The 26,539-nt window shown below is 36.5% G+C and carries 37 protein-coding genes, 2 rRNA genes and 1 pseudogene; all 40 read right to left on the bottom strand.

Annotated elements, in window-relative coordinates; all coding sequences use genetic code 11:
• Nucleotides 1–529: ribosomal RNA gene (locus tag RR643_RS02115) — 23S ribosomal RNA — on the bottom strand; the annotation flags it as partial.
• Nucleotides 530–787: 258 nt separating this feature from the next.
• Nucleotides 788–2,313: ribosomal RNA gene (locus RR643_RS02110) — 16S ribosomal RNA — on the bottom strand.
• Between the two features lie 582 nt (nt 2,314–2,895).
• Nucleotides 2,896–3,255, bottom strand: coding sequence for a helix-turn-helix domain-containing protein (locus RR643_RS02105; protein ID WP_332482175.1), 360 nt, complete (start codon nt 3,253–3,255; stop codon nt 2,896–2,898).
• Between the two features lie 121 nt (nt 3,256–3,376).
• Nucleotides 3,377–4,735, bottom strand: a complete 1,359-nt coding sequence (locus RR643_RS02100) for a PFL family protein (RefSeq protein WP_332470111.1) — start codon at nt 4,733–4,735, stop codon at nt 3,377–3,379.
• A gap of 10 nt (nt 4,736–4,745) precedes the next feature.
• Nucleotides 4,746–5,015 carry an ACT domain-containing protein gene (locus RR643_RS02095; protein WP_332482174.1) on the bottom strand — a complete coding sequence of 90 codons (270 nt, stop codon included), beginning with the start codon at nt 5,013–5,015 and terminating at the stop codon, nt 4,746–4,748.
• Nucleotides 5,016–5,032: 17 nt separating this feature from the next.
• Nucleotides 5,033–6,115, bottom strand: a complete 1,083-nt coding sequence (locus RR643_RS02090; protein ID WP_332482173.1) for a hypothetical protein — start codon at nt 6,113–6,115, stop codon at nt 5,033–5,035.
• Nucleotides 6,112–7,323, bottom strand: a complete 1,212-nt coding sequence (locus RR643_RS02085) for a hypothetical protein (protein WP_332482172.1) — start codon at nt 7,321–7,323, stop codon at nt 6,112–6,114. The genes RR643_RS02090 and RR643_RS02085 overlap by 4 nt, the downstream gene beginning before the upstream one ends.
• A 76-nt stretch (nt 7,324–7,399) precedes the next feature.
• Nucleotides 7,400–8,572, bottom strand: coding sequence for an AI-2E family transporter (locus RR643_RS02080; RefSeq protein WP_332482171.1), 1,173 nt, complete (start codon nt 8,570–8,572; stop codon nt 7,400–7,402).
• Between the two features lie 109 nt (nt 8,573–8,681).
• Nucleotides 8,682–9,044 carry a 50S ribosomal protein L17 gene (gene rplQ, locus RR643_RS02075; RefSeq protein WP_332470106.1) on the bottom strand — a complete coding sequence of 121 codons (363 nt, stop codon included), beginning with the start codon at nt 9,042–9,044 and terminating at the stop codon, nt 8,682–8,684.
• 22 nt (nt 9,045–9,066) lie between these two features.
• On the bottom strand, nt 9,067–10,026 hold the full coding sequence (locus RR643_RS02070; protein ID WP_332470105.1) for a DNA-directed RNA polymerase subunit alpha: 960 nt from the start codon (nt 10,024–10,026) through the stop codon (nt 9,067–9,069).
• A gap of 25 nt (nt 10,027–10,051) precedes the next feature.
• Nucleotides 10,052–10,444: a 30S ribosomal protein S11 gene (rpsK, locus tag RR643_RS02065; protein WP_078712828.1), complete on the bottom strand. Its 393-nt coding sequence runs from the start codon at nt 10,442–10,444 to the stop codon at nt 10,052–10,054.
• 18 nt (nt 10,445–10,462) lie between these two features.
• The gene (gene rpsM, locus RR643_RS02060; protein ID WP_332482170.1) at nt 10,463–10,828 is read right to left on the bottom strand and encodes a 30S ribosomal protein S13; all 366 of its coding nucleotides are present in this window, start codon (nt 10,826–10,828) and stop codon (nt 10,463–10,465) included.
• A 14-nt stretch (nt 10,829–10,842) separates the two neighbouring features.
• A complete protein-coding gene (rpmJ, locus tag RR643_RS02055) occupies nt 10,843–10,959 on the bottom strand; it encodes a 50S ribosomal protein L36 (RefSeq protein WP_078712830.1) in 117 nt (38 codons plus the stop codon).
• 19 nt (nt 10,960–10,978) lie between these two features.
• Nucleotides 10,979–11,197 (bottom strand): translation initiation factor IF-1, encoded by a 219-nt coding sequence (gene infA, locus RR643_RS02050; protein ID WP_078712831.1) that lies wholly within the window; start codon nt 11,195–11,197, stop codon nt 10,979–10,981.
• A gap of 105 nt (nt 11,198–11,302) precedes the next feature.
• Nucleotides 11,303–11,947, bottom strand: a complete 645-nt coding sequence (locus tag RR643_RS02045) for an adenylate kinase (protein ID WP_332472642.1) — start codon at nt 11,945–11,947, stop codon at nt 11,303–11,305.
• Nucleotides 11,948–11,959: 12 nt separating this feature from the next.
• Nucleotides 11,960–13,249 (bottom strand): preprotein translocase subunit SecY, encoded by a 1,290-nt coding sequence (secY, locus tag RR643_RS02040; protein WP_332482169.1) that lies wholly within the window; start codon nt 13,247–13,249, stop codon nt 11,960–11,962.
• Nucleotide 13,250: 1 nt separating this feature from the next.
• Nucleotides 13,251–13,691: a 50S ribosomal protein L15 gene (gene rplO / locus RR643_RS02035; protein WP_332472640.1), complete on the bottom strand. Its 441-nt coding sequence runs from the start codon at nt 13,689–13,691 to the stop codon at nt 13,251–13,253.
• Nucleotides 13,692–13,706: 15 nt separating this feature from the next.
• The gene (rpsE, locus tag RR643_RS02030; RefSeq protein WP_332472639.1) at nt 13,707–14,219 is read right to left on the bottom strand and encodes a 30S ribosomal protein S5; all 513 of its coding nucleotides are present in this window, start codon (nt 14,217–14,219) and stop codon (nt 13,707–13,709) included.
• Nucleotides 14,220–14,232: 13 nt separating this feature from the next.
• Nucleotides 14,233–14,589, bottom strand: a complete 357-nt coding sequence (rplR, locus tag RR643_RS02025) for a 50S ribosomal protein L18 (protein ID WP_332482168.1) — start codon at nt 14,587–14,589, stop codon at nt 14,233–14,235.
• 21 nt (nt 14,590–14,610) lie between these two features.
• Entirely contained in the window at nt 14,611–15,156 is a 546-nt protein-coding gene (gene rplF / locus RR643_RS02020) for a 50S ribosomal protein L6 (RefSeq protein WP_332482167.1), read from the bottom strand.
• A 22-nt stretch (nt 15,157–15,178) separates the two neighbouring features.
• Nucleotides 15,179–15,580 carry a 30S ribosomal protein S8 gene (rpsH, locus tag RR643_RS02015; RefSeq protein WP_332482166.1) on the bottom strand — a complete coding sequence of 134 codons (402 nt, stop codon included), beginning with the start codon at nt 15,578–15,580 and terminating at the stop codon, nt 15,179–15,181.
• Nucleotides 15,581–15,593: 13 nt separating this feature from the next.
• Nucleotides 15,594–15,779: a type Z 30S ribosomal protein S14 gene (locus RR643_RS02010; protein WP_332482165.1), complete on the bottom strand. Its 186-nt coding sequence runs from the start codon at nt 15,777–15,779 to the stop codon at nt 15,594–15,596.
• Nucleotides 15,780–15,792: 13 nt separating this feature from the next.
• Nucleotides 15,793–16,332: a 50S ribosomal protein L5 gene (rplE, locus tag RR643_RS02005; protein ID WP_332482164.1), complete on the bottom strand. Its 540-nt coding sequence runs from the start codon at nt 16,330–16,332 to the stop codon at nt 15,793–15,795.
• Nucleotides 16,332–16,655 carry a 50S ribosomal protein L24 gene (gene rplX / locus RR643_RS02000; RefSeq protein ID WP_332482163.1) on the bottom strand — a complete coding sequence of 108 codons (324 nt, stop codon included), beginning with the start codon at nt 16,653–16,655 and terminating at the stop codon, nt 16,332–16,334. Before rplX ends, rplE begins: the two co-directional genes overlap by 1 nt.
• Nucleotides 16,656–16,665: 10 nt before the next feature.
• A complete protein-coding gene (gene rplN, locus RR643_RS01995) occupies nt 16,666–17,034 on the bottom strand; it encodes a 50S ribosomal protein L14 (RefSeq protein ID WP_332482162.1) in 369 nt (122 codons plus the stop codon).
• A 21-nt stretch (nt 17,035–17,055) separates the two neighbouring features.
• On the bottom strand, nt 17,056–17,316 hold the full coding sequence (rpsQ, locus tag RR643_RS01990) for a 30S ribosomal protein S17 (protein WP_332482161.1): 261 nt from the start codon (nt 17,314–17,316) through the stop codon (nt 17,056–17,058).
• A gap of 13 nt (nt 17,317–17,329) precedes the next feature.
• The gene (gene rpmC, locus RR643_RS01985; RefSeq protein ID WP_332482160.1) at nt 17,330–17,530 is read right to left on the bottom strand and encodes a 50S ribosomal protein L29; all 201 of its coding nucleotides are present in this window, start codon (nt 17,528–17,530) and stop codon (nt 17,330–17,332) included.
• On the bottom strand, nt 17,531–17,950 hold the full coding sequence (rplP, locus tag RR643_RS01980; RefSeq protein ID WP_332482159.1) for a 50S ribosomal protein L16: 420 nt from the start codon (nt 17,948–17,950) through the stop codon (nt 17,531–17,533).
• A 2-nt stretch (nt 17,951–17,952) separates the two neighbouring features.
• On the bottom strand, nt 17,953–18,744 hold the full coding sequence (gene rpsC, locus RR643_RS01975) for a 30S ribosomal protein S3 (protein WP_332482158.1): 792 nt from the start codon (nt 18,742–18,744) through the stop codon (nt 17,953–17,955).
• A gap of 14 nt (nt 18,745–18,758) precedes the next feature.
• Nucleotides 18,759–19,091 carry a 50S ribosomal protein L22 gene (gene rplV / locus RR643_RS01970; protein ID WP_332482157.1) on the bottom strand — a complete coding sequence of 111 codons (333 nt, stop codon included), beginning with the start codon at nt 19,089–19,091 and terminating at the stop codon, nt 18,759–18,761.
• A gap of 11 nt (nt 19,092–19,102) precedes the next feature.
• Nucleotides 19,103–19,372 (bottom strand): 30S ribosomal protein S19, encoded by a 270-nt coding sequence (rpsS, locus tag RR643_RS01965; RefSeq protein WP_332482156.1) that lies wholly within the window; start codon nt 19,370–19,372, stop codon nt 19,103–19,105.
• A 19-nt stretch (nt 19,373–19,391) separates the two neighbouring features.
• The gene (gene rplB, locus RR643_RS01960) at nt 19,392–20,225 is read right to left on the bottom strand and encodes a 50S ribosomal protein L2 (RefSeq protein ID WP_332482155.1); all 834 of its coding nucleotides are present in this window, start codon (nt 20,223–20,225) and stop codon (nt 19,392–19,394) included.
• A gap of 58 nt (nt 20,226–20,283) precedes the next feature.
• The gene (rplW, locus tag RR643_RS01955; RefSeq protein WP_332482154.1) at nt 20,284–20,574 is read right to left on the bottom strand and encodes a 50S ribosomal protein L23; all 291 of its coding nucleotides are present in this window, start codon (nt 20,572–20,574) and stop codon (nt 20,284–20,286) included.
• Nucleotides 20,574–21,203 carry a 50S ribosomal protein L4 gene (gene rplD, locus RR643_RS01950; protein WP_332482153.1) on the bottom strand — a complete coding sequence of 210 codons (630 nt, stop codon included), beginning with the start codon at nt 21,201–21,203 and terminating at the stop codon, nt 20,574–20,576. Before rplD ends, rplW begins: the two co-directional genes overlap by 1 nt.
• A 3-nt stretch (nt 21,204–21,206) precedes the next feature.
• Nucleotides 21,207–21,926, bottom strand: coding sequence for a 50S ribosomal protein L3 (gene rplC / locus RR643_RS01945; protein ID WP_332482152.1), 720 nt, complete (start codon nt 21,924–21,926; stop codon nt 21,207–21,209).
• Nucleotides 21,927–21,946: 20 nt separating this feature from the next.
• Complete coding sequence (gene rpsJ, locus RR643_RS01940) at nt 21,947–22,258, bottom strand: 30S ribosomal protein S10 (protein ID WP_078712853.1); 312 nt, start codon at nt 22,256–22,258, stop codon at nt 21,947–21,949.
• A gap of 314 nt (nt 22,259–22,572) precedes the next feature.
• Nucleotides 22,573–23,277 (bottom strand): DUF1848 family protein, encoded by a 705-nt coding sequence (locus RR643_RS01935; protein ID WP_332482176.1) that lies wholly within the window; start codon nt 23,275–23,277, stop codon nt 22,573–22,575.
• A 43-nt stretch (nt 23,278–23,320) separates the two neighbouring features.
• Complete coding sequence (locus tag RR643_RS01930) at nt 23,321–23,455, bottom strand: DUF1848 family protein (RefSeq protein ID WP_332482151.1); 135 nt, start codon at nt 23,453–23,455, stop codon at nt 23,321–23,323.
• 99 nt (nt 23,456–23,554) lie between these two features.
• The gene (locus tag RR643_RS01925) at nt 23,555–24,814 is read right to left on the bottom strand and encodes an HD domain-containing phosphohydrolase (protein WP_332482150.1); all 1,260 of its coding nucleotides are present in this window, start codon (nt 24,812–24,814) and stop codon (nt 23,555–23,557) included.
• 98 nt (nt 24,815–24,912) lie between these two features.
• Nucleotides 24,913–26,539: pseudogene (locus RR643_RS01920) on the bottom strand (hypothetical protein); the annotation flags it as partial.

The following is a 26,539-nucleotide window of genomic DNA, read 5'->3' as shown; positions in this document are numbered from 1 at the left end:
CCGCTCCCGCGGTTCTTTTCACCTTTCCCTCACGGTACTGGTTCACTATCGGTCATAATGGAGTATTTAGCCTTACCGGATGGTCCCGGCTAATTCCGACAAGGTTTCACGTGCCTCGCCGTACTCAGGATTCCACTAGGTCTCATTCGATTTTCGTCTACAGGGTTTGCACCTTCTTTGACCGGCCTTTCAATGCCGTTCGACTAACCGTTTGAGTACCACATTGTGGTCCTACAACCCCAGTCCTAAGACTGGTTTGGGCTCTTCCCCTTTCGCTCGCCACTACTTAGGGAATCATTTTTATTTTCTTCTCCTACAGGTACTAAGATGTTTCAATTCCCTGCGTTCTCTTCTCATAAGCTATGTATTCACTTATGGATAACACTGCATTACCAGTGCTGGGTTCCCCCATTCGGATATCCCCGGATCTCTGTGTGCTTACCACTCCCCGAGGCGTTTCGCCGTTCGCTGCGTCCTTCTTCTGCTCATTATGCCAAGGCATTCACCGTACGCCCTTTTTCATTTAATCACTTTGCCATAAGACTGAGATTTCTTCTCATGGACTTCTTTTTTTTAGATTGAACTGTTTTTACTATGTTTTTCCTAAAATCATTTCATTGCTGTTCTGATTTTTGAAATCTAGTTTTTCAACTTTTCAGAAAGACCTTTTTATCTGTCTTTCTCTGTTATTCAGTTTTCAAAGAACTTCTGAGATTTCTTTTACGATCTCTCAAAACTAAATAGGAATTTTAACGCGAACTCAATTTCTGTACTTCTTTCTCCTTAGAAAGGAGGTGATCCATCCCCACGTTCCCGTAGGGATACCTTGTTACGACTTAACCCCAATCATCAGTCCTACCTTCGACGGCTCCCTCCTTTACAGGTTAGGCCACCGGCTTCGGGTATTACCAACTCTCATGGTTTGACGGGCGGTGTGTACAAGGCCCGAGAACGTATTCACCGCGGCATGCTGATCCGCGATTACTAGCGATTCCGACTTCATGAAGTCGAATTGCAGACTTCAATCCGAACTGAGACAACCTTTGTGTGATTTGCTCGCTATCACTAGCTGGCTTCACGCTGTAGTTGCCATTGTAGTACGTGTGTAGCCCAGGTCATAAAGGGCATGATGATTTGACGTCATCCCCACCTTCCTCCGGTTTATCACCGGCAGTCTCTCCAGAGTCCCCAACTTAATGATGGTAACTGAAGACAAGGGTTGCGCTCGTTGCGGGACTTAACCCAACATCTCACGACACGAGCTGACGACAACCATGCACCACCTGTATCCGCCATAACTATTACATATCTCTATGCTTTTGCGCGGTATGTCAAGACCTGGTAAGGTTCTTCGCGTTGCTTCGAATTAAACCACATACTCCACCGCTTGTGCGGGCCCCCGTCAATTCCTTTGAGTTTCACACTTGCGTGCATACTCCCCAGGCGGAGAACTTATTGCGTTAACTGCAGCACCGGATTTCTCCGACACTTAGTTCTCATCGTTTACGGCGTGGACTACTAGGGTATCTAATCCTATTTGCTCCCCACGCTTTCGTGCCTCAGTGTCAGTTGTAGGCCAGCCAACCGCCTTCGCCACTGGTGTTCCTCCATATATCTACGCATTTTACCGCTACACATGGAATTCCATTGCCCTCTCCTGTACTCTAGTCGACCAGTTTCTTAGGCTATATGGGGTTGAGCCCCACGCTTTCACCTAAAACTTAATCAACCGCCTACGCACCCTTTACGCCCAATAATTCCGGATAACGCTTGCCACCTACGTATTACCGCGGCTGCTGGCACGTAGTTAGCCGTGGCTTTCTGGTAAAGTACCGTCACTCCTAGATTCTATCCAGGCCGTTCTTCCTTTACAACAGAGCTTTACAACCCGAAGGCCGTCATCACTCACGCGGCGTTGCTCGGTCAGGCTTTCGCCCATTGCCGAAAATTCCCTACTGCTGCCTCCCGTAGGAGTTTGGGCCGTGTCTCAGTCCCAATGTGGCCGTTCACCCTCTCAGGCCGGCTACGCATCATCGTCTTGGTGGGCCGTTACCTCACCAACTAACTAATGCGACATAACCCCATCTATTTGTGTTTCTCACCTTTAATTATCAGAAGATGCCTTCCGATAACCTATCCGGTTTTAGCGTTCGTTTCCAAACGTTATCCCAGTCCTTATAGGTAGGTTGGTTATGTATTACTCACCCGTTCGCCACTAACTCTTAGGAGCAAGCTCCCTCAAGTTCGTTCGACTTGCATGTATTAGGCACGCCGCCAGCGTTCATCCTGAGCCAGGATCAAACTCTCCGTTTGATTGCTCTTATGTTCACTGACTTTTTGTCAGCTTTATCCTTTTATTGCTTTTTTTAAATTGACGTTCGTTGTTTAATTTCCTATTTAGTTTTCAAAGATCGTTCGCTGATTTCCTTTAGCGGTTCAGCTTTGTTATTGTATAACATTTGAGAACTTAATGCAAGCATTTTTTTAATTTTTTTTGAAATTAATTTCGCTGTTTTCAAGTTCGTTTTTTGCTAACTTAGTGAGTCAGCTTTGTTAGTATATAACACACTTAAAACATATGCAAGTATAATTTGTAATTTTTTTTAATTTTTTTTCTAATTAAAAAGTTACTCAATATAATCATTGAATAACTTCATTTAAATCATCACGATATCGCAATCATTTTATTCGCAACTTCCACCATTTTCTTTAAAATATTTTTCAATATTTTTAACACCCTCATCTCGTGTAGGCCATTCTGTAATATCATTTAAATAAACATTCATCTTATCACTACATCCCTTGCAATCATAGAAGCCGTTATCACCAATGCTTATATCATATGTGTTCTCACCCACTCGACATGAAAGCAATGCATAAGAGTAGCCACCATCTTTAGTAACATTTGTTTGTTTGTTTGTTATTCATAAAAAATAATATAGAAATAAATCCTATTAAAATGAGTGCGATTAATACAATTCCCAAATACTTAATTAGCTTAATAATTATTCCTGCTAGTTTTTCAATATTACTCACTTTTTCTATTGTCGGTTGAAGACAATCATTCCCAACTAAATAATCTACACTTACATGAAAAACTTGTGCTAATTGATTCGCATATTTTAGATCCGGAATTGTTTCATCACACTCCCAATTTGATATAGTTTGTCTTGTTACTTCTAACTTCTCCGCAAGTCCTTCTTGTGATAGATTTTGTTTTTTTCTTAACTCATATATTTTGCTACCTATGCTCATATGAACACCTCCTAGAAAAAGTATAGAAATTGACCTTATAAAGGTCTATCAAATCTTTTGGGCAATGACGCAAAGTTATTTAACATTATATAAAAGTCATTCGAAATGAATGACTTTTGTTTTAGTTCTTCAAACTTTGTAATGGAGCTGGAATTCTTCCTCCACGATTGATCATCACTTTTGGTGATACTTTACTTATTTTCATGATAGGACCACTTCCAAGTAACCCGCCAAATTCTAATTCATCATCATCTGCACATCCAATAGCCGGAATAATACGAACTGCTGTTGTTTTACTATTTACCATACCAATTGCTGCTTCATCCGCTATGATGCCTGAAATTACTTCTGGTGTTGTGTCTCCAGGCACAACTATCATATCTAAACCAACTGAACATACAGCTGTCATTGCTTCTAATTTTTCTAATGTTAACGAACCAGCTCTCACAGCTTCAATCATTCCTGCATCTTCTGAAACCGGAATAAATGCACCACTTAAACCACCAACATTGCCACTAGCCATGACTCCACCTTTTTTAACTGCATCATTTAACATCGCCAAACACGCAGTAGTCCCTGGTCCTCCACATTGTTCAAGTCCCATTTCTTCTAAGATATAAGCCACTGAATCTCCAACCGCTGGTGTTGGAGCTAATGATAAATCAACAATTCCAAAGGGAACTCCTAATCTTTCGCTTGCTACTGTTCCGACAAGTTGTCCCATACGAGTTATCTTAAATGCTGTTTTCTTAATAATTTCAGCGATTTCATCCATTGTACAATCCGGTCCTGCTTTAGAAACCGCACTTCTTACTACCCCTGGCCCTGATACACCAACATTAATCACAACTTCTGCTTCCGAAACTCCATGAAAAGCACCTGCCATAAATGGGTTATCTTCAACCGCATTACAGAATACAACTAATTTTGCTGCACCTAAACATTGATTATCCTTTGTCATCTCTGCACATCGAACAACAATTTGTCCCATTGTTTTAACCGCATCCATATTGATACCAGCACGAGTCGATCCAATATTAACACTACTACACACTTTACTTGTAACTGCCAATGCTTCAGGAATTGATTCGATAAGTTTAATTTCTCCAGGTGTCATTCCTTTTTGAACAAGCGCCGAATAACCTCCGATAAAATTGACTCCCACAGCTTCCGCAGCACGATCCAACGTTTTTGCATATTCTACCGGATCTCCACCGCTGACATCAACTAATAAACTAATTGGTGTTACAGATACACGTTTATTGATAATAGGAATACCATATTCCCTAGATATATCTTCTCCAACTTTTACTAGATCTTTTGCTTTTGTAACAATTTTATTGTATATTTTCTCGCATGACTTCTTAATATCTGTATCAGCACAATCCAACAAAGAGATTCCCATCGTAATTGTACGAATATCTAAATCTTCTTCTTGAATCATCTTGATTGTTTCTACAATCTTATTTGTATTCAACATAAACAATCACCTAAATTGTATGCATTGCATTGAAAATATCTTCATGCATAACGTGAATAACAAGATTATTCTCTTTACCTTTTTTATCAAGGTAATTCACAAATTCAATAAATTCTTCTGTTCCTTTGTTGATATCCACAATCATAAACATGTTAAATACATCTTGCATAACTGTTTGAGATACATCTTCAATATTTGCCTCATACTTCAAACATTCATAGCTCACAAATGCAAGAATCCCTGTTCTATCTTTTCCTACTACCGAAATAACCGCTCTCATTTTCTTTTCCCCTTTTCCTAGTTTAATGAACTTGGTGATACACCACTATATTGACACTCTGAATCAAATAATTCTTTCGCTAATTGAATGTTAGCTACTTCTTCCTCATTACACCCAATATTTTCAGATTGTGCAAAGTTGTATGTACATACACCACCAAATGTTCCTAATTCTTCATTCCAATTGTATGTATATGTACCACTTTTCGTGATTAAATTGAAATCTAAACGATTGAAATCAAATTGATATCTCTCTGTTCCCCAATCATATTCAATAACTCCTGGCTCTACTTCCACGTAGCCTGCTCCATCGATTAATTGTTTCATCAGTTTATTTTGATTAGTTTGATTGGTTGCTTGTTTATTACCAAAATCTGCTAAATCATCTGGAAATACAATTTCTGTTGCATTCATATCACTCACAATCATATTCATTACTATTTCATTGCTAATTGTTGTTTCCTCTTCAATGATATCCACTAAAACATCAAAATGAATTTCAGTTAAATATTTATTATCACTAATCACAAAATCCACACGATTCGTTTTTATGTTAAGTTTAATTTCATCATATGTTTCACCTTGTGATTGTAATAGTTGTAATATTTGCAATTCATCCAATTGAGTGGAAATCGTCATCTTGTTGCCATTTGTTTTTACGCGTCCGTTTATATAATCAAAACTTTCAATCATTTTAGAGAAATCATTTTCTACTAGTTGCTGCCCAAAGTCTTCCATCGTACCTTCTTGAATTGCACGTTGCCCATCACTTTCAATATAGAATTGATTATTTTTCGCCCAAAGTTGAATATCTCCTTCACCAACACCTTCAACCGAGACATTCATGTTTAAATATCCCTCTGCTTTTTCATTTACATTATTAATTCTCGTTTCAATCTTTGTCGTTGAATGCAATGTTATTTCTTCATCCATAAAAACTTTCATAACTAGATCTTCATTCTTTGTATAGTTTTGTAACTCTTGTGTTGCCACAATTGCCTCTTTTAGTATTGATATTTGGTCATTACTTATTTTTTGATTTGCTTGCCCACATCCCGCTAATAGAATGAGTGTCAAACACCATATTCCTATTTTTCTCATTCACTCACCTCAACATTGAAACCTTTCGTTAGTCTTTCCCATTCTTTCCATGTAATTGGAATAACACTGGCATGTCTAGGACTTGTCATTGGTGCAATAACTTCCTTGATCATTTCAACATCTTCAAACTCTTCACTGCGCAAGTCGTATGTAGTCATTGCTTGAAATTGTTTTCTTGTGTAATCATCATAATACAAAATATAATCATAATCACGCTTTAAGTAAAATGGGCCTTCACTTTGATGCCCTGTAATTCTCTTTGATGAAAATGTATCAAATCCTAAATAGTCTGTTTCTGATGTCCCTAGAAATAATTGTGAATATTCTTCCATCGGTTCTCTTTCATCTTTTAGTATGATTGTATAATTATAACCTTCTTTAATGATAGTTCCATCAATTACTGTAAAACCAGTATCTAATAATTGGTTAGGGTAACTTATATCATTAAAATCATTGGTATAGTTATAAAACATACCTCCATCCTTTGGACTTGACCATGTAACGATATATTGATCAATCCTACGATCATAAAACGCCTCTGGTGCCCAAGCTTGTTTCTCACTCATTTTTAAATCATCATTTGATTTATTAACTTGAAGTAACCTTTCATTCTCATAAGTCACACCATCTACTGTGTCCCATACATAAATCGAGGGGTTATCCCATCCTTGTGTTGCGATTAGTGCAAATGTTCCGTCTTTCTTTCTTACCATGGATGGATCTCTTACTTTCTTCGAACCCGTTGTTGCTTTAAATATTGGCTTATCATCATTGATAAGATACCATAGCATGCCATCGAAAGTATAGGCTAGCTTTGGATTCTCGTAATTCTTATCATCACCACCAAAGTATGTCATCAAATATCCTGTTTGCTCATCCAATAACATAATATTTTCAAACGTATATGTTTCTCCTTGAACAGTACCTTCAAGTACAATCGGTTCATATTCCTTTGCCGTACTCTTTTTAACAAGCTTGTTTTCAATGATTTCACCCTCACCACTTACAACACCCCACTCAACTGTTTCGCCTTTGTATGTAGGTAAATCAGATTTAGAAAAGATGAAGCTATCCAAACTTTGATTTAGGTAATCATAAACCTCAGAAGAACTTGTTTGTTTTACATCATGATCAAAAGAAGGTTGTATTGATTTTGCTGTACAACCAGTTATCATTAAACTCAAAAGTAATATCGCTATTTTTTTCATGCAATCATTATACCAAATAACCCCACTGCAGTCATAACAAAAAAATCAGGTTTCCCTGATTTTAAACAATATTTAATTATTTTGATACGTCATCTACATGTTGTATTTGATTTCCATCAACAATTACTTTCTTTCGATCTAGCATATAATAAACAAATTCTCTAAATAAAGTATATACAACTGCAGTCATTGGAACGCCTAATAAAACACCGATTAATCCAAATAAGCCACCACACAAGAACACCGATGTAAGTACTAAAACACCTGGTAATCCAACAGAATTACCTACAACACGTGGATAAAGTAAACTACTTTCAAGTTGTTGAATCACTTGGTAAATTATGACAAATAAAACAGCTTGTAATGGATTAATCGCTAAAATAAGTAAGAATCCAAAGATACAAACAAATGTCGCCCCTAATACTGGTACTATACTTAATACACACACCATACTACCAATCAGTAAAGCATAAGGAAATTTTAGTAATGTTAAAACAATTATAAATATAATTCCTTCTAATAAACATTCTGTTAATTGCCCTCTAACATACATTGAAAAAATATGATTACTCTTACTTGATACTTCTAGCACTTTATTTGCTACCTTTATAGGTAATAATGCCGCAAGAATTTTTTTTGCTTGAAGTATAAATTTTTCTTTATCCATCAAGAAATAGAAACAAATCATAAATCCCATAAATACATTTAAGAAAGTAATTGAAATACTCATCGCATTCTTATATAAATCGGGTAATACTTTTGTAAGATAATTTGTAATTTGTGGCACAATTTTAACCCACGAATCCGAATTAGAGAATGTCGATACATAATCTATCTTAAGTGATGTCATTGTTTTATTAATTAACTCCTCAATCGATTTAATATAACTTGGTAATTGCTTTGCAAACATTTGAAGACTTTGTATAAGTTGTGGGAAAATCGATATCGTTAGAAAATAAAAAATGATAACCGCAAGAATAATCGTTGTAAAAATAGCGACTGGTCGTTTAATTTTATTCATATGCTTGTTATCTTTAAACCACTTCCCTAATAATCTTTCTATCCTGCTAGAGAATAAATTAATAATAAATGCAAACCCCAATCCAAAAACTAGTGGTGTTAGTAATGTTTGTATCTTACTAAGTACTTGGAGTAACGTATCTGCCTTCATCAGTATGAATATAAATACCGTACAAACTCCTGCTAAAATAATCCATTGTGTTACTTTCTTAATATCTTGGTTAAACATAGGTATAAGCTCCTTCTAATTTTATTATAATCCCGTTTACCTAGATACAAGGCAAATACTCTTTTCCCAAAATAAAAACTCAAGCATAAACTTGAGTTTTATATTTGAATTAAACTAATTCAATGATAGCCATTGGAGCATTATCTCCACGGCGTGATCTAGTTTTGATAACACGAGTGTATCCACCATTACGATCAACGTATTTAGGTGCTACTTCATCAAATAACTTTTGAAGTACTGTTTGTTCAGTCTTTTCATCAGCTACAACATTACGGATATAAGCAGCAGCTTGACGACGAGCGTGTAAGTCACCACGTTTACCTAAAGTAATCATTTCATCTACAACAGAACGAAGATCTTTTGCTTTCATTTCAGTTGTTTCAATTTTTCCATGAAGGATTACTGATGTTGCCATATTTCTAAGCATTGCTTTACGATGGTCAGCTTTGCGTCCAAATTTACGATTCCACATTGTCTATTTCCTCCTTGCTATATTAGTCGAATGATTTAAAGCTAAAACCTAATTCATAGATCTTATCTTTAACTTCTTTAAGAGATTTCTTACCTAAGTTACGAACTCTCATCATTTCATCTTCAGTTTTTTGAGTTAACTCTTCAACTGTTTGAATTCCTGCACGTTTTAAGCAGTTATAAGAACGTACAGATAAGTCTAGATCTTCAATCATCATAACTAGACCTTTGTTTACTACTTCACCATTAGCATCTTTAATGCAAGATTCCATATCAACTACAGCATCTTGAATATTAGCTAAAATATCAAGGTGGTCAATTAGAATCTTAGATCCCAATGCCAATGACATTTGAGGAGTAATAGAACCATTTGTATATACTTCAAACACTAGACGATCATACTTAGCGTCTTGACCTACACGAGTAGGTTCAACAGTATAAGAGATACGATCAACTGGCGTATAGATTGAGTCAGTATAAACTGTTCCAATACCTTGTGATGACCCTTGGTAAAGTTGTTTATTACCATCAGCACTAATATAACCACGGCTGTTGCGTGCTTTTAATTCCATTTCAAGAACTCCACCTACTTCTAAGTGAGCAAGTTCAAGATCTTTGTTTAGAATTTCAACACCTGCTGGGCAAATAATATCCCCTGCAGTAACAGTACATGGACCTTTAGCAGAAATTCTTAATGTATGAATTTCATCGTTATCAATCTTCATAATCAATTGTTTAATATTCAAGATGATCATAGTAACATCTTCTTGAACACCAGGAATTGATGTAAATTCATGATAAACACCGTCTACTTTTATACAGTAAACAGCAGCTCCCGGTAATGAGGAAAGTAAAACACGTCTAAGTGCATTACCAATTGTAGTTCCAAACCCTCTTTCAAGAGGCTCAATTACAAATTTACCGTAATTGTCTGATTCAACATATTCTTTAACTTCAAAATTGGCACGTTCAAATTTTTGCATATCGTGTTCCCTCCTTTATCTTTTACTAACCACGAGGTCGTTTTGGTGGACGACATCCGTTATGTGGAATTGGAGTTACATCATTGATAACTGTAATTTCAAGTCCAGCAGTTTGTAATGATCTTACAGCAGCTTCACGTCCAGGACCTGGTCCCTTAACGCTTACTTCTACAACCTTCATACCATGATCAACTGCAGCTTTTGCAGCAGCTTCACCACACATTTGTGCAGCATATGGTGTTGACTTACGAGAACCCTTGTAACCTAATGCTCCAGCACTTGACCAAGCAATAGCGTTTCCAGCTTCATCAGTGATAGTCACGATAGTGTTGTTGAATGTTGAATGAATATGTGCAACGCCTTTAGCTATATTCTTGCGGACACGTTTTTTACGTGTATTTGTTTTTGCATTTGCCATTATTTTCTCCTCCTATCACTATTTCTTCTTATTCGCTACAGTACGGCGTGGTCCTTTACGAGTACGAGCGTTTGTTTTTGTTCTTTGTCCACGAACTGGTAATCCACGTCTGTGACGAATTCCGCGGTAACATCCAATTTCCATTAGACGTTTGATATTAAGTTGAACTTCACGACGAAGGTCACCTTCTACTTTAATTTTGTCAACTTCTTGACGGATAGCATTAACTTGATCGTCAGTTAAGTCTTTAACGCGAATGTCTTCGCTAATGTTTGTGTCCTTAAGAATTTTCGCAGCTGTTGTTGGTCCAATTCCGTAGACATATGTTAGAGATACTACTACACGTTTGTCACGTGGAATATCTATTCCTGCAATACGAGCCATATCTTATCTTCCTCCTAGTTTCCTTGACGTTGTTTATGTTTAGGGTTTTCACAAATTACCATAACGGTACCTTTGCGTTTGATGATTCGGCACTTATCACAGATTGGTTTGACTGATGGTCTTACTTTCATGTGTTATTTCCCTCCTAGACTATTTATGTCTAAATGTAATTCGCCCACGTGTTAAATCATATGGTGAAATTTCTACAGTGACACGATCGCCTGGTAAAATGCGAATGTAATGCATACGGATTTTACCAGAAACGTGAGCCAAGATCACATGTCCATTCTGTAGTTTCACTTTAAACTTTGCATCCGGAAGTGTTTCTTCAACAATTCCATCAATTTCAATGACATCTTGTTTGCCCATTAAAAAGTGTTCCTCCTCGTTCTTTATATAGAATTGTCTTCTTTGGAAAGAACACTATTTAGATGAAATAAATCACCTAAATAGTTTCATTATTGAAGTTTTTCTTCACTTTGCCAAAGCACAGCTGATATCATTATACACCATTTCTATTGGTCTTGATGCATTAATATCAACTACTAAACCTTTTTCCTTATAGTAATCAAGGCAAGGTTGTGTATTTTTATAGTGTTCGTCTAAACGAACTCGAAGTTGCTCAACTGTATCATCAGCACGTTGTGTTAATGGTGAACCACATACATCGCAAATTCCTTCCACTTTTGGTGGATTACTCTTTACGTGATATATCGCTCCACAGTTTTTACAAATTCTTCTTCCAGTCACTCTCTCAGCGAGGGCATCAAATTCTACAGTTAAATTAAGAACCATTTGAATTGGCTTATTAATCTTATTTGTGATTTCTTCTAATGCTTTTGCCTGTGGAAGTGACCTTGGAAATCCATCAATTAGATAGCCTTGTTGGCAATCCTCTTGTTGAAGTCTTTCTGCAATTAATCCAATGACTAGATCATCTGGTACAAGCTTGCCTTCATTCATGAATGTTTGAGCTTGTAATCCTAAATCTGTTCCTTTTTTAATTGCTTCTCTTAACATATCTCCAGTAGAGATATGTGGAATGTTGTAGTTTTCCAATATCTTTTCAGACATTGTACCCTTCCCGCTCCCGGCAGGCCCCATGATGAGAATATTCATCTAAACACCTTCTTATTTATTTAGAAAGCCACGATATGCTTTCTGAGTTAATTGTCCTTTAAGTTGGCTCATTGTTTCCATAGCTACACCAACAACAATGATAATTCCTGTTCCACCGATTGCAGTAGAAGTAGGTAGATTAGTTACCATTGGTAGTAAGTAAGGAAGTAATGCTAAGAACGTAAGTCCTGCAGCACCTAGAACCGTAATACGATTTAATACTTTTCCTAAATACTCTTTTGTTTCATTACCAGGACGAATCCCAGGAATGTAAGCTCCACCTTTACCAAGGTTTTCAGCAACCTTGCTAGGATCAACTTGCATATTAGTATAGAAGAATGTAAATAAAATCGTAAGTGTAGCATAGATTACTAAACCAATAGGTTTTTGTAAACTTAGTATATTTCCCATTGCTTCTGTAAAGCCATTAGCAGGAAAGAAACTTGAAATAATTTGTGGCGCAGTCATAATTGATTGCGCAAAAATTACTGGAATTACTGATGCTGAATTTATTTTAAACGGCAAATAAGTAATATCATTCTTACCTCTTTGTACTGAACTAGAAGTATATTGGATAGGAATCTTTCTAACTGCTAGTTGCATAACAACAACAAGTAGAATGATAACCAAATACATAGCAACGAATAGAGCGAATTGAATCAATCCATTAAACATTGCTGTTTGATTTGAAGCGTCAACTAATACAGAGTATGTTTGGCTGAATGTGAATGGTAAGTTCGATACAATCCCAGCAAAGATGATAATAGAAACTCCATTACCCATTCCTTTTTGTGATATACGATCACCAATCCACAACAAGAACATTGTTCCTGCAGTCAATACAGTAGCTGTATATAAGTAATTAGCAAGTGAACTTGCCTCAAGAATATGACTTGAAACATCAAATGCATAAATCATAGTGAAGGCTTGAGCAAATGATAATACTACACCCAAATAGCGTGTAATCTTATCCATTTTCATACGTCCTTGTTGACCTGATTTAGCCATTTCAGTTAAAGCAGGGATAACATCCATGCTTAATAACTGAATGATGATTGATGCAGTAATATAAGGACCAACCCCCATTGCAAAAATTGAGAATTTTTGAAGGGAACCTCCACCTAATAAATTCATCATACTTAATAATGAATTATCAGCAATACCACCTCTAATTGCGTCCATATTAATTCCAGGTGATGGAATTGCAGAACCCAATCTATATATGAAGAGCATCGCTAAAGTGAATAGAATTTTATTTCTAGTATCCTTGTTCTTGAACAAGTTGATACAAGTTTGGATCATATTAGATCACCTCAACTTTTCCGCCTGCTTTTTCAATTGACTCTTGAGCTGACTTAGAGAATTTGTTAGCTTGTACAGTTAACTTCTTTTCTAATTTGCCATTTCCTAATACTTTAATACCATCTAAATTTTTTCTTACAAGACCTGTTTCAAGCAATATTTCGATTGTAACAACAGATCCATCTTCGAAACAATTTAAACTTTCAATATTTACAGTTCCATATTCTTTACGAGTATAGTTTGTGAACCCTCTCTTTGGAATACGTTTGTAAAGAGGAGTTTGACCCCCTTCGAAACCTAAAGCAACTCCACCACCACTACGTGCGTTTTGTCCTTTGTTTCCTTTACCAGCTGTTTTACCATTACCAGACCCGTGACCTCTACCAACTCGATAAGAGTTGCGACGAGCGCCTTCGGTAAATTTCATTTCATTTAATTTCATAAACCTTTCTCCTCCTTATCGAATTTCTTGTGGTTTTTTATCACGTAGTTTAGCTACGCTTTCAACAGTTTTCAAGTTAGTTAATGCTTCCATAGTTGCATGAACCATGTTAATAGGTGTACGTGATCCGATGCATTTTGACAATACATCGCTTACACCTGCAAGTTCAAGAACTGCACGGACAGCACCACCAGCGATAACTCCTGTACCTTCTGCAGCTGGGCGAAGGAATACTTCACCAGCTCCATATACACCAGTAATTGAATGAGGAATTGTTTTCCCACCATTTACTAAGCTAATAGATACAACATTCTTCTTAGCAGCTTCGATCGCTTTTTTGATTGCATCAGGTACTTCGTTAGCTTTACCTGTTCCATATCCAACACGACCTTTTTTATCACCAACAACTACTAGAGCGGAGAAGCGCATACGGCGACCACCTTTAACAGTTTTGCTGACACGATTAATGACAACAACGCGTTCTTCAAATTCTTTTTCGCGTTCTACTCTTCTTGGTTTACGTTCCATCATGAGCCCCTTTCTAGAATTCCAGTCCAGCTTCTCTAGCTGCATCAGCTAAAGCTTGGACACGTCCGTGATATACATAACCTCCACGGTCAAATACTACTTTTGATATATTTGCTGCTTTGCAAAGTTTTGCAATTTCAGCACCTACTTTTTGAGCGGCTTCTTTATTTCCACCATTTGCAAGTTTCATATTAACGCTTGAACATGCAGCTAATGTTTTGCCGTTTACATCATCAATCACTTGAACGTGAATGTGAGCGTTAGAACGGAAGACATTAAGGCGTGGGCATTCAGGAGTTCCACTAACTTTAGTACGTACGCGCGCATGGCGGCGTAATCTTGTTTCATTTTTTGAAATTTTCTTAAGCATAGTCTATGATCTCCTTTCCCACTATTTCTTACCAGCCGTTTTACCTTCTTTACGGCGGACTTGTTCACCTTTGTAACGAATACCTTTACCTTTATAAGGTTCTGGTTTTCTAGTTGCACGAACATTTGCTGCAAATTCACCAACACGTTGTTTATCAATACCAGTAACTTTGATTTCAGTGTTAGAAAGACATTCTACTGTAAGTCCTTCTTCAACAATGAATTCAACTGGGTGTGAGTAACCAATGTTAAGTGTTAATTTTTTACCAGCTACAGCAGCACGGAACCCGATACCTACGATTTCAAGTGTACGAGTGAATCCTTCGTGGACTCCTTCGATCATATTGTTAAGTAATGCACGAGTTGTACCATGTAATTGTTTTGTATGTTTTTCTTCGTTTGCACGAACAACAGTGATAACACCATTGTCTTGTTTAATATCCATTAATGTACTAAACTGACGTGTTAAAGTACCCTTAGGGCCTTTTACAGTCACCTCATTACCAGCTGCAACTGTTACTTCAACTCCAGCTGGAATGGTAATCGCTTTATTTCCGATACGTGACATTCTATTGATTTCCTTTCAGTGTCTACCACACATAAGCGACAACTTCGCCGCCTGCGTGTTTAGCTCTAGCTTCTTTATCAGTCATAAGACCTTGAGAAGTTGAGATAATTGCAATTCCTAAACCATTAAGTACGCGAGGTACTGAATCTGTCTTAGCATAAACGCGAAGACCTGGTTTTGAAATTCTTTTGATACCACTAATAACTTTTTCGTTATTAGCTCCATATTTAAGTGTAACTGTAATTTTCTTTTCAGCAGCTGTTTCTCCGCTTACTGCATAATTCATAATGTATCCTTCACTCTTTAGAATCTTTGCAATCTCTACCTTCACTTTAGAAGCAGGGATTTCAACAGTCTCATGATGAGCTTGAACTCCATTACGGATTCTTGTAAGCATATCTGCAATTGGATCAGTCATATTCATCGTAACTTCCTCCTTACCAGCTAGCCTTCTTTACTCCAGGAATTTGGCCTTTGTAAGCTAATTCACGGAAGCAAATACGGCATAGTTTATATTTACGTAATACTGAATGTGGACGTCCACAACGCTCACATCTTGTATACTCACGTGTTGAGAATTTTTGAGGACGTTGTTGTGAAATTTTCTTTGATGTTTTTGCCATTGATTAGTCCTCCTTATTTAGCAAACGGCATGCCCATTTCAGCTAGCAATGCCTTTGCTTCTTCATTTGTGTTTGCTGTTGTAACAATAACAATATCCATACCACGAGTTTTAGTAACTTTATCAAAGTTAATTTCTGGGAAGATTAATTGTTCTTTTACACCAAGAGTGTAGTTTCCACGGCCATCAAATGCTGTGTTACTCACACCACGGAAATCACGTACACGAGGTAGTGAAATGTTGAATAGTTTATCTAAGAATTCATACATTTTTTCACCACGTAATGTAACTTTACATCCAATAGGCATACCTTCACGAAGTTTGAAGTTCGCGATAGATTTTTTAGCCTTTGTGATAACAGGTTTTTGACCTGCGATTTGAGTTAATTCTGCAACTGCTTCATCTAATACTTTAGGATTTGCAATAGCTTCACCAACACCTAAGTTGATAACTACCTTATCAATCTTTGGACATTGCATAACAGTTGTATATTCAAACTTTTTAACTAAAGCAGGAATAACTGCTGTTGTATATTTTTCTTGAAGGCGGTTCATTATTTCTTCTTACCTCCTTTGATTTCAGCACCTGATTTTTTATAAACACGTACTTTCTTATCTCCATCTGCTTTATAACCTACGCGGCTAGCAGCTTTTGCTTTTGAATCATAAGCCATAACGTTAGAAACATGAATTGGAGCTTCCTTTTCAATGATTCCACCCTCTGGATTTGCTTGAGTTGGTTTTAAACTCTTTTTGATTAAGTTAACACCTTCAACAATGACTTTTTCTTCCTTAGGGAATACAGCAGTAACTTCCCCAATAGTTCCTTTGTAGTGTCCAGTGATAACTTTTACTTTATCGCCTTTTTTAATTTTCATCATTGACCTCCTACAGTACTTCTGGTGCTAGAGAAACAATTTTCATATATTCTCTATCACGAAGTTCTCTTGCCACAGGACCGAAAATACGTGTCCCTTTAGGTGTTTTATCATCTTTAATAATAACTGCTGCATTATCATCAAATTTAATGTAAGAACCATTTTCGCGACGTACGCCATAAACTGTTCTCACGATTACAGCTTTGACTACATCACCTTTTTTAACTGTTCCACCAGGAGCAGCTGCTTTTACAGCACAAACAACGACATCGCCAATGCTTGCACTTTTACGAACGCTTCCGCCTAAGCAACGGATAACTAATAATTCTTTAGCACCGGTGTTATCAGCGACGTTTAATCTGCTTTCATTTTGAATCATCTTTCATCTTCCTCCTTGTGCTTAAAGAATTACAGCTTTTTCAACGATTTTAATAAGACGGAAGTGTTTATCAGCTGATAATGGACGTGTTTCCATAATTTCAACGATATCCCCAATTTTTGCCTCATTGTTTTCGTCATGAGCTTTGAATTTCTTAGAATATTTAACGCGTTTTGAATATAAGTCGTGACTCTTATTTGTTGCAACTTCAACAGTAATTGTCTTGTTCATTTTATCTGAAACAACTTTACCGCGTAATACTTTACGATTAGATCTTTCCATAACTTAGACCCTCCTACTTCGCATCACTAAGCGTGCGCTCAGTGATGATTGTTTTGATACGAGCAATTGTCTTCTTGATATCCTTCATACGTGATGGATTTTCTAGTTGACCTGTAGCTTGTTGAAAGCGTAAGTTGAATAGTTCTTCTTTTAAAGATTCAATATCTTTTAGTAATTCTTCATTACTTTTTTCACGAATTTCTTTAACGTTCATCTATTTTTCCTCCTCACCTTTCTTAACAAATCTAGTTTTAATTGGAAGCTTATGAGAAGCAAGACGTAAAGCTTCACGAGCGATATCTTCACTAACTCCACTAACTTCGAATAATACACGACCTGGTTGAACAACTGCTACCCAACCTTCAGGAGCACCTTTCCCAGATCCCATACGTACTTCTAGAGGTTTCTTTGTAATTGCTAAGTGTGGGAAAATTTTGATCCAAACTTTACCACCACGGTTCATATAACGAGTCATAGCAATACGAGCAGCCTCGATTTGACGGTTAGAAACATAAGCACCTTGCTCTGCAACTAATCCATATTCACCAAACGCAACTTGACGTCCAGCCTTTGAACGACCTTCATAGCTTTGACGATGAGGTCTTCTATATTTTGTTCTATTAGGCATTAACATAATTAATTACCTCCCTTTGTAGCTTCCCCATTAGCTGATGCAGCAACTGGTGCTTTTGCTTCAGCATTTCTTGGAGCACGGCGGTCATTGTTACGAGGACGACGAGGTCCACGACCTTGTGGTGTTTTAGGAGCTTCTGGTTCTTTAACCATTTGTCCTGGTAATACTTGTCCACGACAAATCCAAACTTTAACACCTAATTTACCATAAGTAGTATTTGCTTCATACCAACAGTAGTCGATATCTGAACGTAATGTATGTAGAGGTACAACTCCTTCAGAGTAACCTTCACCACGAGCGATATCAGCACCACCTAAACGACCTGATACTAAAGTTTTAATTCCTTTAGCTCCTGAACGCATAGTTTGTTGGATTGCTTTCTTTTGAGTTGTTCTGAAAGATTGACGTCCTTCAAGTTGTTCAGCAATCTTACGAGCTACTAAGTAAGCATCTAAATCTGGATTAGCAATTTCTAATACATCAATCTTGATATCTTTACCTTTAGCAATTGTTGATAGTTTTTTCTTTAAAGACTCCATCTTGTCTTCATCTTTTTCATTTTTCCCTACAAGAACACCTGGACGAGCTGCACGAATGATTAATTTCAATTCGTTAGAAGTACGTTCAATTTCAATTCTTGAAACATAAGCGTTATGTAGTTCTTTTTCTAAAAATTTGCGGACTTTAACGTCTTCCATTAATAGGTTTCCGTATTCTTTTTCTGCGTACCATCTAGAATCCCAATCACGGATGACTCCGACACGCATTCCAATAGGACTAACTTTTTGACCCATATCTGAACCCCTTCCTAGCGCTCATCAACCACAACAGTGATGTGGCTTGTGCGTTTTAAAATTTGATGTGCATTACCTTTTGCAGCTGGCATGAATCTTTTCATAGTGATTCCTTCATTTGCATAGCATGCTTTTACATATAGTTTTGATTCATCTAATTTATGATTATTTGTAGCATTTGCTACTGCTGACTTAAGTACTTTGCCAATTTCTGCAGCTGCATGATTAGGTGTGAACTTAAGGATTGCAGCTGCCTCAGCAGCATCTTTTCCTCTTACTAGATCTAACACTAATCTTACTTTGCGAGGAGCGATACGTACTGTCTTTGCTGTTGCTTTAACTTCCATTTTCTTTCCTCCTACGCTTTCTTATCGTCACCGTGCCCGCCATATTTACGAGTAGGTACGAATTCACCAAGTTTATGTCCAACCATATCTTCAGTTACAAATACTGGGACATGTTCTTTACCATTATGCACTGCAAATGTATGTTCAACGAAACTTGGGAAAATTGTTGAACGACGTGACCATGTTTTAATAACTTCTTTTTTACCAGCCACATTCAATGCTTCAACTTTTTTCATTAAGTGGTCATCACAGAATGGACCCTTTTTTAAACTACGTGTCATTTACTTTTCCTTCCTTTCGTTATTTACCTTTACGGCCTCTTACAATATATTTAGAACTTTGTTTCTTATCACTACGAGTTTTAACACCCATAGCTTTTTTACCCCAAGGAGTCATAGGTGACTTACGTCCGATAGGAGTACGTCCTTCCCCACCACCATGAGGGTGATCATTAGGGTTCATAACCGAACCACGAACTGTTGGGCGGATACCCATCCAACGAGAACGTCCTGCTTTACCAACATTGATTAAGCTGTAATCTTCATTACCTACTGAACCAACAGTTGCACGACAGTTAGCAAGAATTTTTCTTACTTCTCCTGATGTTAAACGTACAGTTACATAACGATCTTCAACACCAAGGATTTGTGCAGAACATCCAGCACTACGTGCAAGTTGTCCACCCTTACCAGGTTTTAATTCAACGTTATGAACAACAGTACCTTCAGGCATGTTTTTCATTTCTAATGAGTTACCGATTTTAATATCAGCTTCAACTCCAGATACAACTGTTTGTCCAACAGTTAATCCTTTAGGAGCAATGATATATCTCTTTTCACCATCAGCATAATTTAATAATGCGATGTTTGCAGATCTGTTTGGATCGTATTCGATTGTAGCAACTGTAGCTGGAACATTGTCCTTATTACGTTTGAAATCGATAATACGGTATTGACGTTTATGTCCTCCACCTTGATGGCGAGTTGTTATACGTCCTGTGTTATTACGTCCACCCTTTGAGCTAAGTGGTGACAATAATGAGCGTTCTGGTGTAGAAGTAGTAATCTCATCATTCATCAACGTGCTCATGCCACGACGGCCAGGTGTCGTTGGTTTATATTTCTTAATAGCCATTACTTAATGGTCCTCCTTACGCATTTTGTCCGGAAATAGCGTTCTTCTTCCGTTATTCTTATTTATCTTTAAATAAATCGATGTCTTGTCCTTCAGGTAATTTAACAATTGCTTTTCTAACAGCGCTTGTTGTACCAGTGTATTTACCTACACGTTTTTGTTTTGGACGACAGTTTAAGATATTTACTTGTTCTACTTTTACTTTGAAGATTTCTTCAATTGCTTGGCGAACTTGAGTTTTGTTAGTTCCTTTTGCAACTTCAAATGTAATTTTATTGTCAGCATCCATCATCTTCATTGTTTTTTCAGTGATGATAGGACGGATGATAATATCTCTAGCGTTACTCATTATGCAAGTACCTCCCCTGCTTTAGTAGCAGCAGCTTCAGTAATTACGATTTGATCAGCATTTGCAATATCGTATACATTTAATCCTTCAACAGTTAACATCATTGCATTCGATACGTTTCTCATTGATAAGAAAGCGTTGTCGAATTCTTCAGCGATGTCTACTACGAATAATGTTTTTCTTTCGAAGTTGAATGCTTTCATCATTTCTACGAAGCTCTTAGTTTTGATTGCATCAAATTTAATTGATTCAATAATTGTACAGTTGTTGTTAGCTACCTTTGCACTTAATACTGACTTAAGAGCTAAACGACGAACTTTACGGTTTAATTTGTAAGCATAGCTTCTTGGAGTAGGTCCGAAGGCAATTCCTCCACCTCTCCATTGAACAGCACGGATTGACCCTTGACGAGCGCGTCCAGTACCTTTTTGTCTAAATGGTTTTTTACCACCACCAGAAACTTCACTACGTGTTTTTGTTTTGTGAGTTCCTTGGCGCATGCTAGCTTGTTGCATTACGATTGCATCAAACATTGCTTGTTGATTAGGTTCAATGCCAAATACTGCATCGGCCAAATCGATTTGTTTAATGACTTTCGCTTCTTGGCTATATACATCTACCTTTGGCATGTCTTATTCCTCCTCTTTAGCAACTTCAGTTGTTGTTTCTTCTACAACTGGAGCATAATTGATTAATTCTTTTGCAGGAACGTTCTTAACACCTTTCACAGTTGTTTTAACCATGACAAGACCTTTTCTTGGTCCTGGAACATTTCCTTTTATTAACATGTAGTTATTTTCTACATCAACTTTAATGATTTCTAGATTTTGGTTAGTTGTTACATAGCCACCAGTTTGTCCAGCCATTGTAGTACCTTTATCGATACCACCTTTTCTAGATGTAATACCTGTTGTAGCTAATGAACCGATATGTCTGTGATGCCCAGAACCATGTGATTTAGGTCCGATCTTAGCGTTATTTCTAACGATAGTACCGTTATACCCTCTACCTTTACTAATTCCTGTTACGTCGACAATATCACCAGCGGAAAAGATATCAACCTTTACATCAGCTCCAACTTCTAAGTTAGCCATTTCATCAGCACGAAGTTCGCGAGCGAAACGTTTTGGAGCAGTGCTTGCTTTTGCAGCATGACCTTTGTTTGCCTTAGTAGCTCTAGATTCTTTGATGTCTTCGAAACCTAATTGAACAGCTTCATAGCCATCATTCTCATTTGTTTTCTTTTGCATAACTACGTTTGGTGTTGCTTCTACAACAGTAACTGGAATTAATGTCCCGTCAGTTGTAAACACTTGAGTCATACCAAGTTTACGTCCTAATATACCTTTCATGATGTCACCTCAAACCTTTCTTACAGCTTGATTTCGATATCGACACCACTTGGCAAATCTAAACGACTTAATGCGTCGATAGTCTCTGCGCTTGGACCGATGATCTCAATCAAACGTTTATGTGTTCTAATTTCAAATTGTTCACGTGCATCTTTGTACTTATGTACCGCACGAAGAACTGTTACCACTTGTCTTTCAGTTGGTAGTGGAACTGGACCAACAACTTTTTTTGCACCGTGGCTAGTAGCAGTTGAAACAATCTTTTCACTTGCTTGGTCTAGACTTCTGTGCTCGTAAGCTTTCAAACGAATTCTTACTGAATTTTTTGCCATGAAATTTTCCTCCTTTATTTCACTTATCTTGCGATAATCGCTCGGTGTGAATTACCCGGCTTGACGCCTATGACAACGCTTTTCGGCGTGCCGGCAACCTCCCACGTCCATGCGAGTGCTTTTATATAGTAACACTTACAAAACCCTATTGCAACAGTTTTTTTTCATGTTTTTAATCTTTTTAAAAAACAAAAAATACGGAGCATTTTGCCCCATATTCCATAGTTTATTCTTCCGTATCTAACTTTCGAATCCAAATTTTGCCTGTTTTAATCTTTTTTCGCGTTATTTTCTTATCCTTATTATATATAGATTTATTTTTTTCTTACCTTTATTACATCATTTTCATCCAAATACCCTATTAAAAGGGACGATTTCTCATCATGCTTCTTCCGATTTAGTGCGACATTCTTCTCATCATAGTTAGCATAACAATACCTACAATAGTGCCCACACGTATTATATGCCCCAATATCCACCATTTCAACGCACCCACAATCACGCGCTTTCCACTTTGGAAAATTACTTCTACCAGTTAATCTATAGGCTAATTCCTTAGTACAACAAGCAGATTGAATGAAACCCAGCGATGATAAATCATTTTTTTCATAACATGTTTGAATACTCATTCCATATTTATTAGTAATTTTTACGAGCCTTTTTCCAATATTGATGTAATCTTCTTCTGATAACTGCTTTATTTTAAGTTTCCCCATGTGACGATTCACATTTTTATACTCATCCACAAAAGAAACAATAACTTGCCCTACATACCCTTCCAACAAAGAACATAAACGTTCAAATGCCCGTTCATGATAATCAACAGTGTATTTATCATTAATTAAAATTGGATCATAACGAAGCACAACATTTTCTTTGCCAAGTCTTCGACTCAGTTCAATCATTGAATCGATTATTTCTTTTTTATCACCTACTGCAAGTTCAATATCAGAAGTATAGGGTGTACATGTAACTTGAAAAATTGATGGTATATTTATTTTGTCTAAATACGGAAGAATTGGTTTGGGGTTTTTGGTGCAAAAAACAATTGCTTCTACATCATTAAAAAAAGATACGACTTACACTTCGAGGATAAAATGGATTTCTCACATCTACATACCCTTCATTGAATCGATTCATAAGCCAATTTGTATAAAACGCTACAATATCCGTTCTTCCACTTATATTCAGTATCATAATCTCACCTAATTTTATTATAACAAAACTGTCAAATGAAAAGCGCTTCTCGAGCGCTTCTTTTGTATTTATAAACTATTACATGCTAACTAAATACCGTTATATATCCAAATCCTTATACTTATCGATTAAATACTTATATTCATTTTGAATTGCCTTATAAGCATCCATTACCTCTTGCCCATCCGATTCTGTTTCTTTCATAATTTCATCAAAATTATCTACTACCTCTTGAACAACATCACGATTCAGTAAACCTTTCGAATTCATATCTTTAAGAATAGTTAATGTCTTTTCTTTATCATAAGCATCTTTATAACTACGTTGCCTTACCAATGCACTCACAATATCAGCAACAGCACAAATGCATTGCGGTAGCGTTAAATCAGCAAGTTTAAGATGCCGAGGATACCCCGAACCATCAACTCTTTCATGATGCCTTGATGCAATTTCAGTTATATCATCATGTATAGAACCTTCAAGTATATTCCTTGTCTCAACAACATGCTCCTTCATGATTTCCATTTCATCATCAGTCAGTTTGCCTGGCTTTTCTAGTATTGAAATAGGGCATGCAATTTTACCTACATCATGTAATAGAGATCCATAATATAAATTACTCATATCTTCTGGATTCAATACCATTCTTTTACCTATAGCCAAACTCACATTAACTGTAGTTACTGTATGTAAAATCATAAACTCACTTCTAAAATCAATCGCATAAGCAATTACTGTTAAGTAATTCTCAATTAATCGATGACCAAGTCTTACATTCTCCGCCATCTTACGTGCATACTGGCGATAGCTTGAATCATACAATTGATTAAGCAGGTCATCATGATTTGGCATAGTTAAAAATAGATCAACCCAATACGGAGATAACACCGTTCCTCTATTTTCTTTTATCCATGCCTTACAACCTTCTGGATCATTATATCCCAAATTAACATCTATGCGATCAGCTAAACGAATCAACCCTGCAATATCATCCTCTTCAAGTCCAACTTCCTTATAAGCCGAATAGGACAGGTGATGATATAGCAACGGCAATGCATCATCTTTCATAATTGATAAATTTTTCATGAATAAATAGCCATATATCGAATGAAACCAAACATGATTGTTTTCAAATTCCATCATGTCATCAATTTCTTCAGTTTTGTATGCACCAATATCATGTAAAATAGCTAACAAAGTTATTTGAATTATTTGATCTTGATTATATTTTCCGACTGAATTCAAAATAACAAAAACCATATAACCTACTTTTTCACCATGATTTACCAATCTTGGATCAACCTTATTAAGCGTTTTGCGCAGTATCTCCAAAAACTGCAAACTTGACATCCGTCTCATAATTCGCCCCTCATTATATTTACTAATTCATTATATTCGTATTTTTTTTGTGGTGCAAGAACGAAAAAGACCGCACAATATAATGTGCAGTCTCTTATCTAAGATTGTGTATGTACTTCCTCTTCTTCATTGACATCGTGCCACTTTCTACCTAAGTAAAGAGTAACAGCATTCATAAGAGCAAAGACTAACATAATGAGTGTATATTTATCTACTAAAACCATTGGCAATAATACATTTTCTGTAAGTACAAATACAACTACAGAAACAAGTGAAATTATTGTACCCAATACTTTATAAATACGTTTACGTTCATATAACTCTGGCATTTCTTCATCTTGATTTACCACACCATTGTCTTCTTCTTCCTCATCACTATCATGTTTTGAAGCTAAGAGTACAATTGTCAATAATAACCCAACAATCATCGCAATTAAGTTGATTAGTGCCCAACTTGATTTACCGATTTCTGGTGTTTCTTCATCAATAATTTCTTCTACATTTGGTGTCGCAGTTGGTGCTATCTTTGGTGTATCTTCTTCCTGAATAATTTCTGGTTGAGGATTTGCAGGAATAGGTTTAACCGGGGGAACAATTACTTCAGGCGTTGGAAGAACAGGTGGCTCAGTTGGTGTTGGAGGCACAACTACTCTTTCAAATATCGCTGTAAATACAACGCTATCCTGATATTCATTATTACGAATATCATTGATTGTGTTATAAGAATTATTTTGTCCGTCTACCCATTTAACAAATTTATAATTTGCAGCAGATTTTGCAACAATATCTTTCCCAATAGGTTTCACTTTTGCTGTAAAACTGTATTCCCCATTTTCATCTACTCGTGTTACATACTCATACTCAGAAGTTAAGTTACTATCCGTAACATATCCAGTACCTACAGTTTGTACATTGTATGTAAATTTAACTTGGAAACAATCTGGAATATTATCTGATGTATCATTTCCATTCGAATCACGTCCGCCTACAACATCTACATAGTAATATAGTTCCATTACATTTTTCGCTGCATCTGTAGTAATAGTTAGTTTCTCTGGATTTGCATATGCAAATACATATCCGTTCATATTTTTGTTGAAAGCATCATATTTAATTTCTTTTTTGTAATACTCTTGACCAGATGTCTTATCAATTTCTTTTGCTTCATCAATTGAATAATAAATAACTGTATAATCTTGAAGAGCTTCTTTATATACCGCATATAATTTAGTTCCTGCTGGTAGTGTTGCCATTGTTGATAGTTCAACTTTATTTCCATTTTCATCTTCATATCCAGTTAAACTATATCCATCATGTACACTTTGTGATTTCGTAATATCTTGATAGTCTACCGGTACAACTTGTGAATCTAATTCCCATACATTCGCCGTACCTTTATAAGTCGCAGTTGTTTCATCAACACCACCTACTCTATCATAGATTTCGAATGAAATATTTTTCATATTTTTTTGATAAGTTAAGATGATGTTATTTTTTTGTACATCACTGGAAACAGTTACACTTTCTGGATTTGAACTTTTAAATGTATACCCATTAATTTCAATAATATGATCGATTGCGTTAACTGTTGTATTGTATTGCGCATCTTTAATTGTTTTAGTTGCATTTATTGTACTACCCTCTTCATTTTGATACTGAATTGTTACATCATATTTATTTGCGTCATATACCGCATATAATTTAGTTCCCGCTGGTAGTGTTGAT

This window comes from Anaerorhabdus sp. (genome assembly GCF_036637135.1).
In the GTDB taxonomy this organism is placed as follows: Bacteria; Bacillota_I; Bacilli_A; order Erysipelotrichales; family Erysipelotrichaceae; genus Anaerorhabdus.
Note: the sequence above shows the minus strand (reverse complement) of the source record. Positions and strands in the feature narration are given on the sequence as shown.

Bases quoted from the DNA above. Each gene is read 5' to 3' on its own strand.
- RR643_RS02090 (WP_332482173.1), bottom strand. From the start codon at position 6,115: ATGAGAAAAATAGGAATATGGTGTTTGACACTCATTCTATTAGCGGGA.
- rplX (WP_332482163.1), bottom strand. From the start codon at position 16,655: ATGAAAATTAAAAAAGGCGATAAAGTAAAAGTTATCACTGGACACTAC.
- RR643_RS02010 (WP_332482165.1), bottom strand. From the start codon at position 15,779: ATGGCAAAAACATCAAAGAAAATTTCACAACAACGTCCTCAAAAATTC.
- rplV (WP_332482157.1), bottom strand. From the start codon at position 19,091: ATGGAAGTTAAAGCAACAGCAAAGACAGTACGTATCGCTCCTCGCAAA.
- rplC (WP_332482152.1), bottom strand. From the start codon at position 21,926: ATGAAAGGTATATTAGGACGTAAACTTGGTATGACTCAAGTGTTTACA.
- rpsJ (WP_078712853.1), bottom strand. From the start codon at position 22,258: ATGGCAAAAAATTCAGTAAGAATTCGTTTGAAAGCTTACGAGCACAGA.
- rpmC (WP_332482160.1), bottom strand. From the start codon at position 17,530: ATGAACGTTAAAGAAATTCGTGAAAAAAGTAATGAAGAATTACTAAAA.
- infA (WP_078712831.1), bottom strand. From the start codon at position 11,197: ATGGGCAAACAAGATGTCATTGAAATTGATGGAATTGTTGAAGAAACA.
- rpsK (WP_078712828.1), bottom strand. From the start codon at position 10,444: ATGGCAAATGCAAAAACAAATACACGTAAAAAACGTGTCCGCAAGAAT.
- rpmJ (WP_078712830.1), bottom strand. From the start codon at position 10,959: ATGAAAGTAAGACCATCAGTCAAACCAATCTGTGATAAGTGCCGAATC.
- RR643_RS01930 (WP_332482151.1), bottom strand. From the start codon at position 23,455: ATGATACTGAATATAAGTGGAAGAACGGATATTGTAGCGTTTTATACA.
- RR643_RS02070 (WP_332470105.1), bottom strand. From the start codon at position 10,026: ATGCAAAAATTTGAACGTGCCAATTTTGAAGTTAAAGAATATGTTGAA.
- secY (WP_332482169.1), bottom strand. From the start codon at position 13,249: ATGATCCAAACTTGTATCAACTTGTTCAAGAACAAGGATACTAGAAAT.
- rplF (WP_332482167.1), bottom strand. From the start codon at position 15,156: ATGTCACGTATCGGAAATAAAGCGATTACCATTCCAGCTGGAGTTGAA.
- rpsC (WP_332482158.1), bottom strand. From the start codon at position 18,744: ATGGGTCAAAAAGTTAGTCCTATTGGAATGCGTGTCGGAGTCATCCGT.
- RR643_RS02105 (WP_332482175.1), bottom strand. From the start codon at position 3,255: ATGAGCATAGGTAGCAAAATATATGAGTTAAGAAAAAAACAAAATCTA.
- rplW (WP_332482154.1), bottom strand. From the start codon at position 20,574: ATGAGTAACGCTAGAGATATTATCATCCGTCCTATCATCACTGAAAAA.
- rpsS (WP_332482156.1), bottom strand. From the start codon at position 19,372: ATGACACGTAGTTTAAAAAAGGGTCCATTCTGTGATGACCACTTAATG.
- RR643_RS02085 (WP_332482172.1), bottom strand. From the start codon at position 7,323: ATGAAAAAAATAGCGATATTACTTTTGAGTTTAATGATAACTGGTTGT.
- rplE (WP_332482164.1), bottom strand. From the start codon at position 16,332: ATGAACCGCCTTCAAGAAAAATATACAACAGCAGTTATTCCTGCTTTA.
- RR643_RS02100 (WP_332470111.1), bottom strand. From the start codon at position 4,735: ATGTTGAATACAAATAAGATTGTAGAAACAATCAAGATGATTCAAGAA.
- rplB (WP_332482155.1), bottom strand. From the start codon at position 20,225: ATGGCTATTAAGAAATATAAACCAACGACACCTGGCCGTCGTGGCATG.
- rplQ (WP_332470106.1), bottom strand. From the start codon at position 9,044: ATGTGGAATCGTAAATTTGGACGCAAAGCTGACCATCGTAAAGCAATG.
- RR643_RS02080 (WP_332482171.1), bottom strand. From the start codon at position 8,572: ATGTTTAACCAAGATATTAAGAAAGTAACACAATGGATTATTTTAGCA.
- rpsQ (WP_332482161.1), bottom strand. From the start codon at position 17,316: ATGGAAAGATCTAATCGTAAAGTATTACGCGGTAAAGTTGTTTCAGAT.
- rplP (WP_332482159.1), bottom strand. From the start codon at position 17,950: ATGTTAATGCCTAATAGAACAAAATATAGAAGACCTCATCGTCAAAGC.
- rpsH (WP_332482166.1), bottom strand. From the start codon at position 15,580: ATGAATATGACTGATCCAATTGCAGATATGCTTACAAGAATCCGTAAT.
- RR643_RS01925 (WP_332482150.1), bottom strand. From the start codon at position 24,814: ATGAGACGGATGTCAAGTTTGCAGTTTTTGGAGATACTGCGCAAAACG.
- rplN (WP_332482162.1), bottom strand. From the start codon at position 17,034: ATGATTCAAAATGAAAGCAGATTAAACGTCGCTGATAACACCGGTGCT.
- rplR (WP_332482168.1), bottom strand. From the start codon at position 14,589: ATGCTTAAGAAAATTTCAAAAAATGAAACAAGATTACGCCGCCATGCG.
- RR643_RS02095 (WP_332482174.1), bottom strand. From the start codon at position 5,015: ATGAGAGCGGTTATTTCGGTAGTAGGAAAAGATAGAACAGGGATTCTT.
- rplD (WP_332482153.1), bottom strand. From the start codon at position 21,203: ATGCCAAAGGTAGATGTATATAGCCAAGAAGCGAAAGTCATTAAACAA.
- rpsE (WP_332472639.1), bottom strand. From the start codon at position 14,219: ATGGAACGTAAACCAAGAAGAGTAGAACGCGAAAAAGAATTTGAAGAA.
- RR643_RS02045 (WP_332472642.1), bottom strand. From the start codon at position 11,947: ATGAATATTCTCATCATGGGGCCTGCCGGGAGCGGGAAGGGTACAATG.
- rpsM (WP_332482170.1), bottom strand. From the start codon at position 10,828: ATGGCTCGTATTGCAGGAATAGATATTCCACGTGACAAACGTGTAGTA.
- rplO (WP_332472640.1), bottom strand. From the start codon at position 13,691: ATGAAATTAAATGAAATGAAATTTACCGAAGGCGCTCGTCGCAACTCT.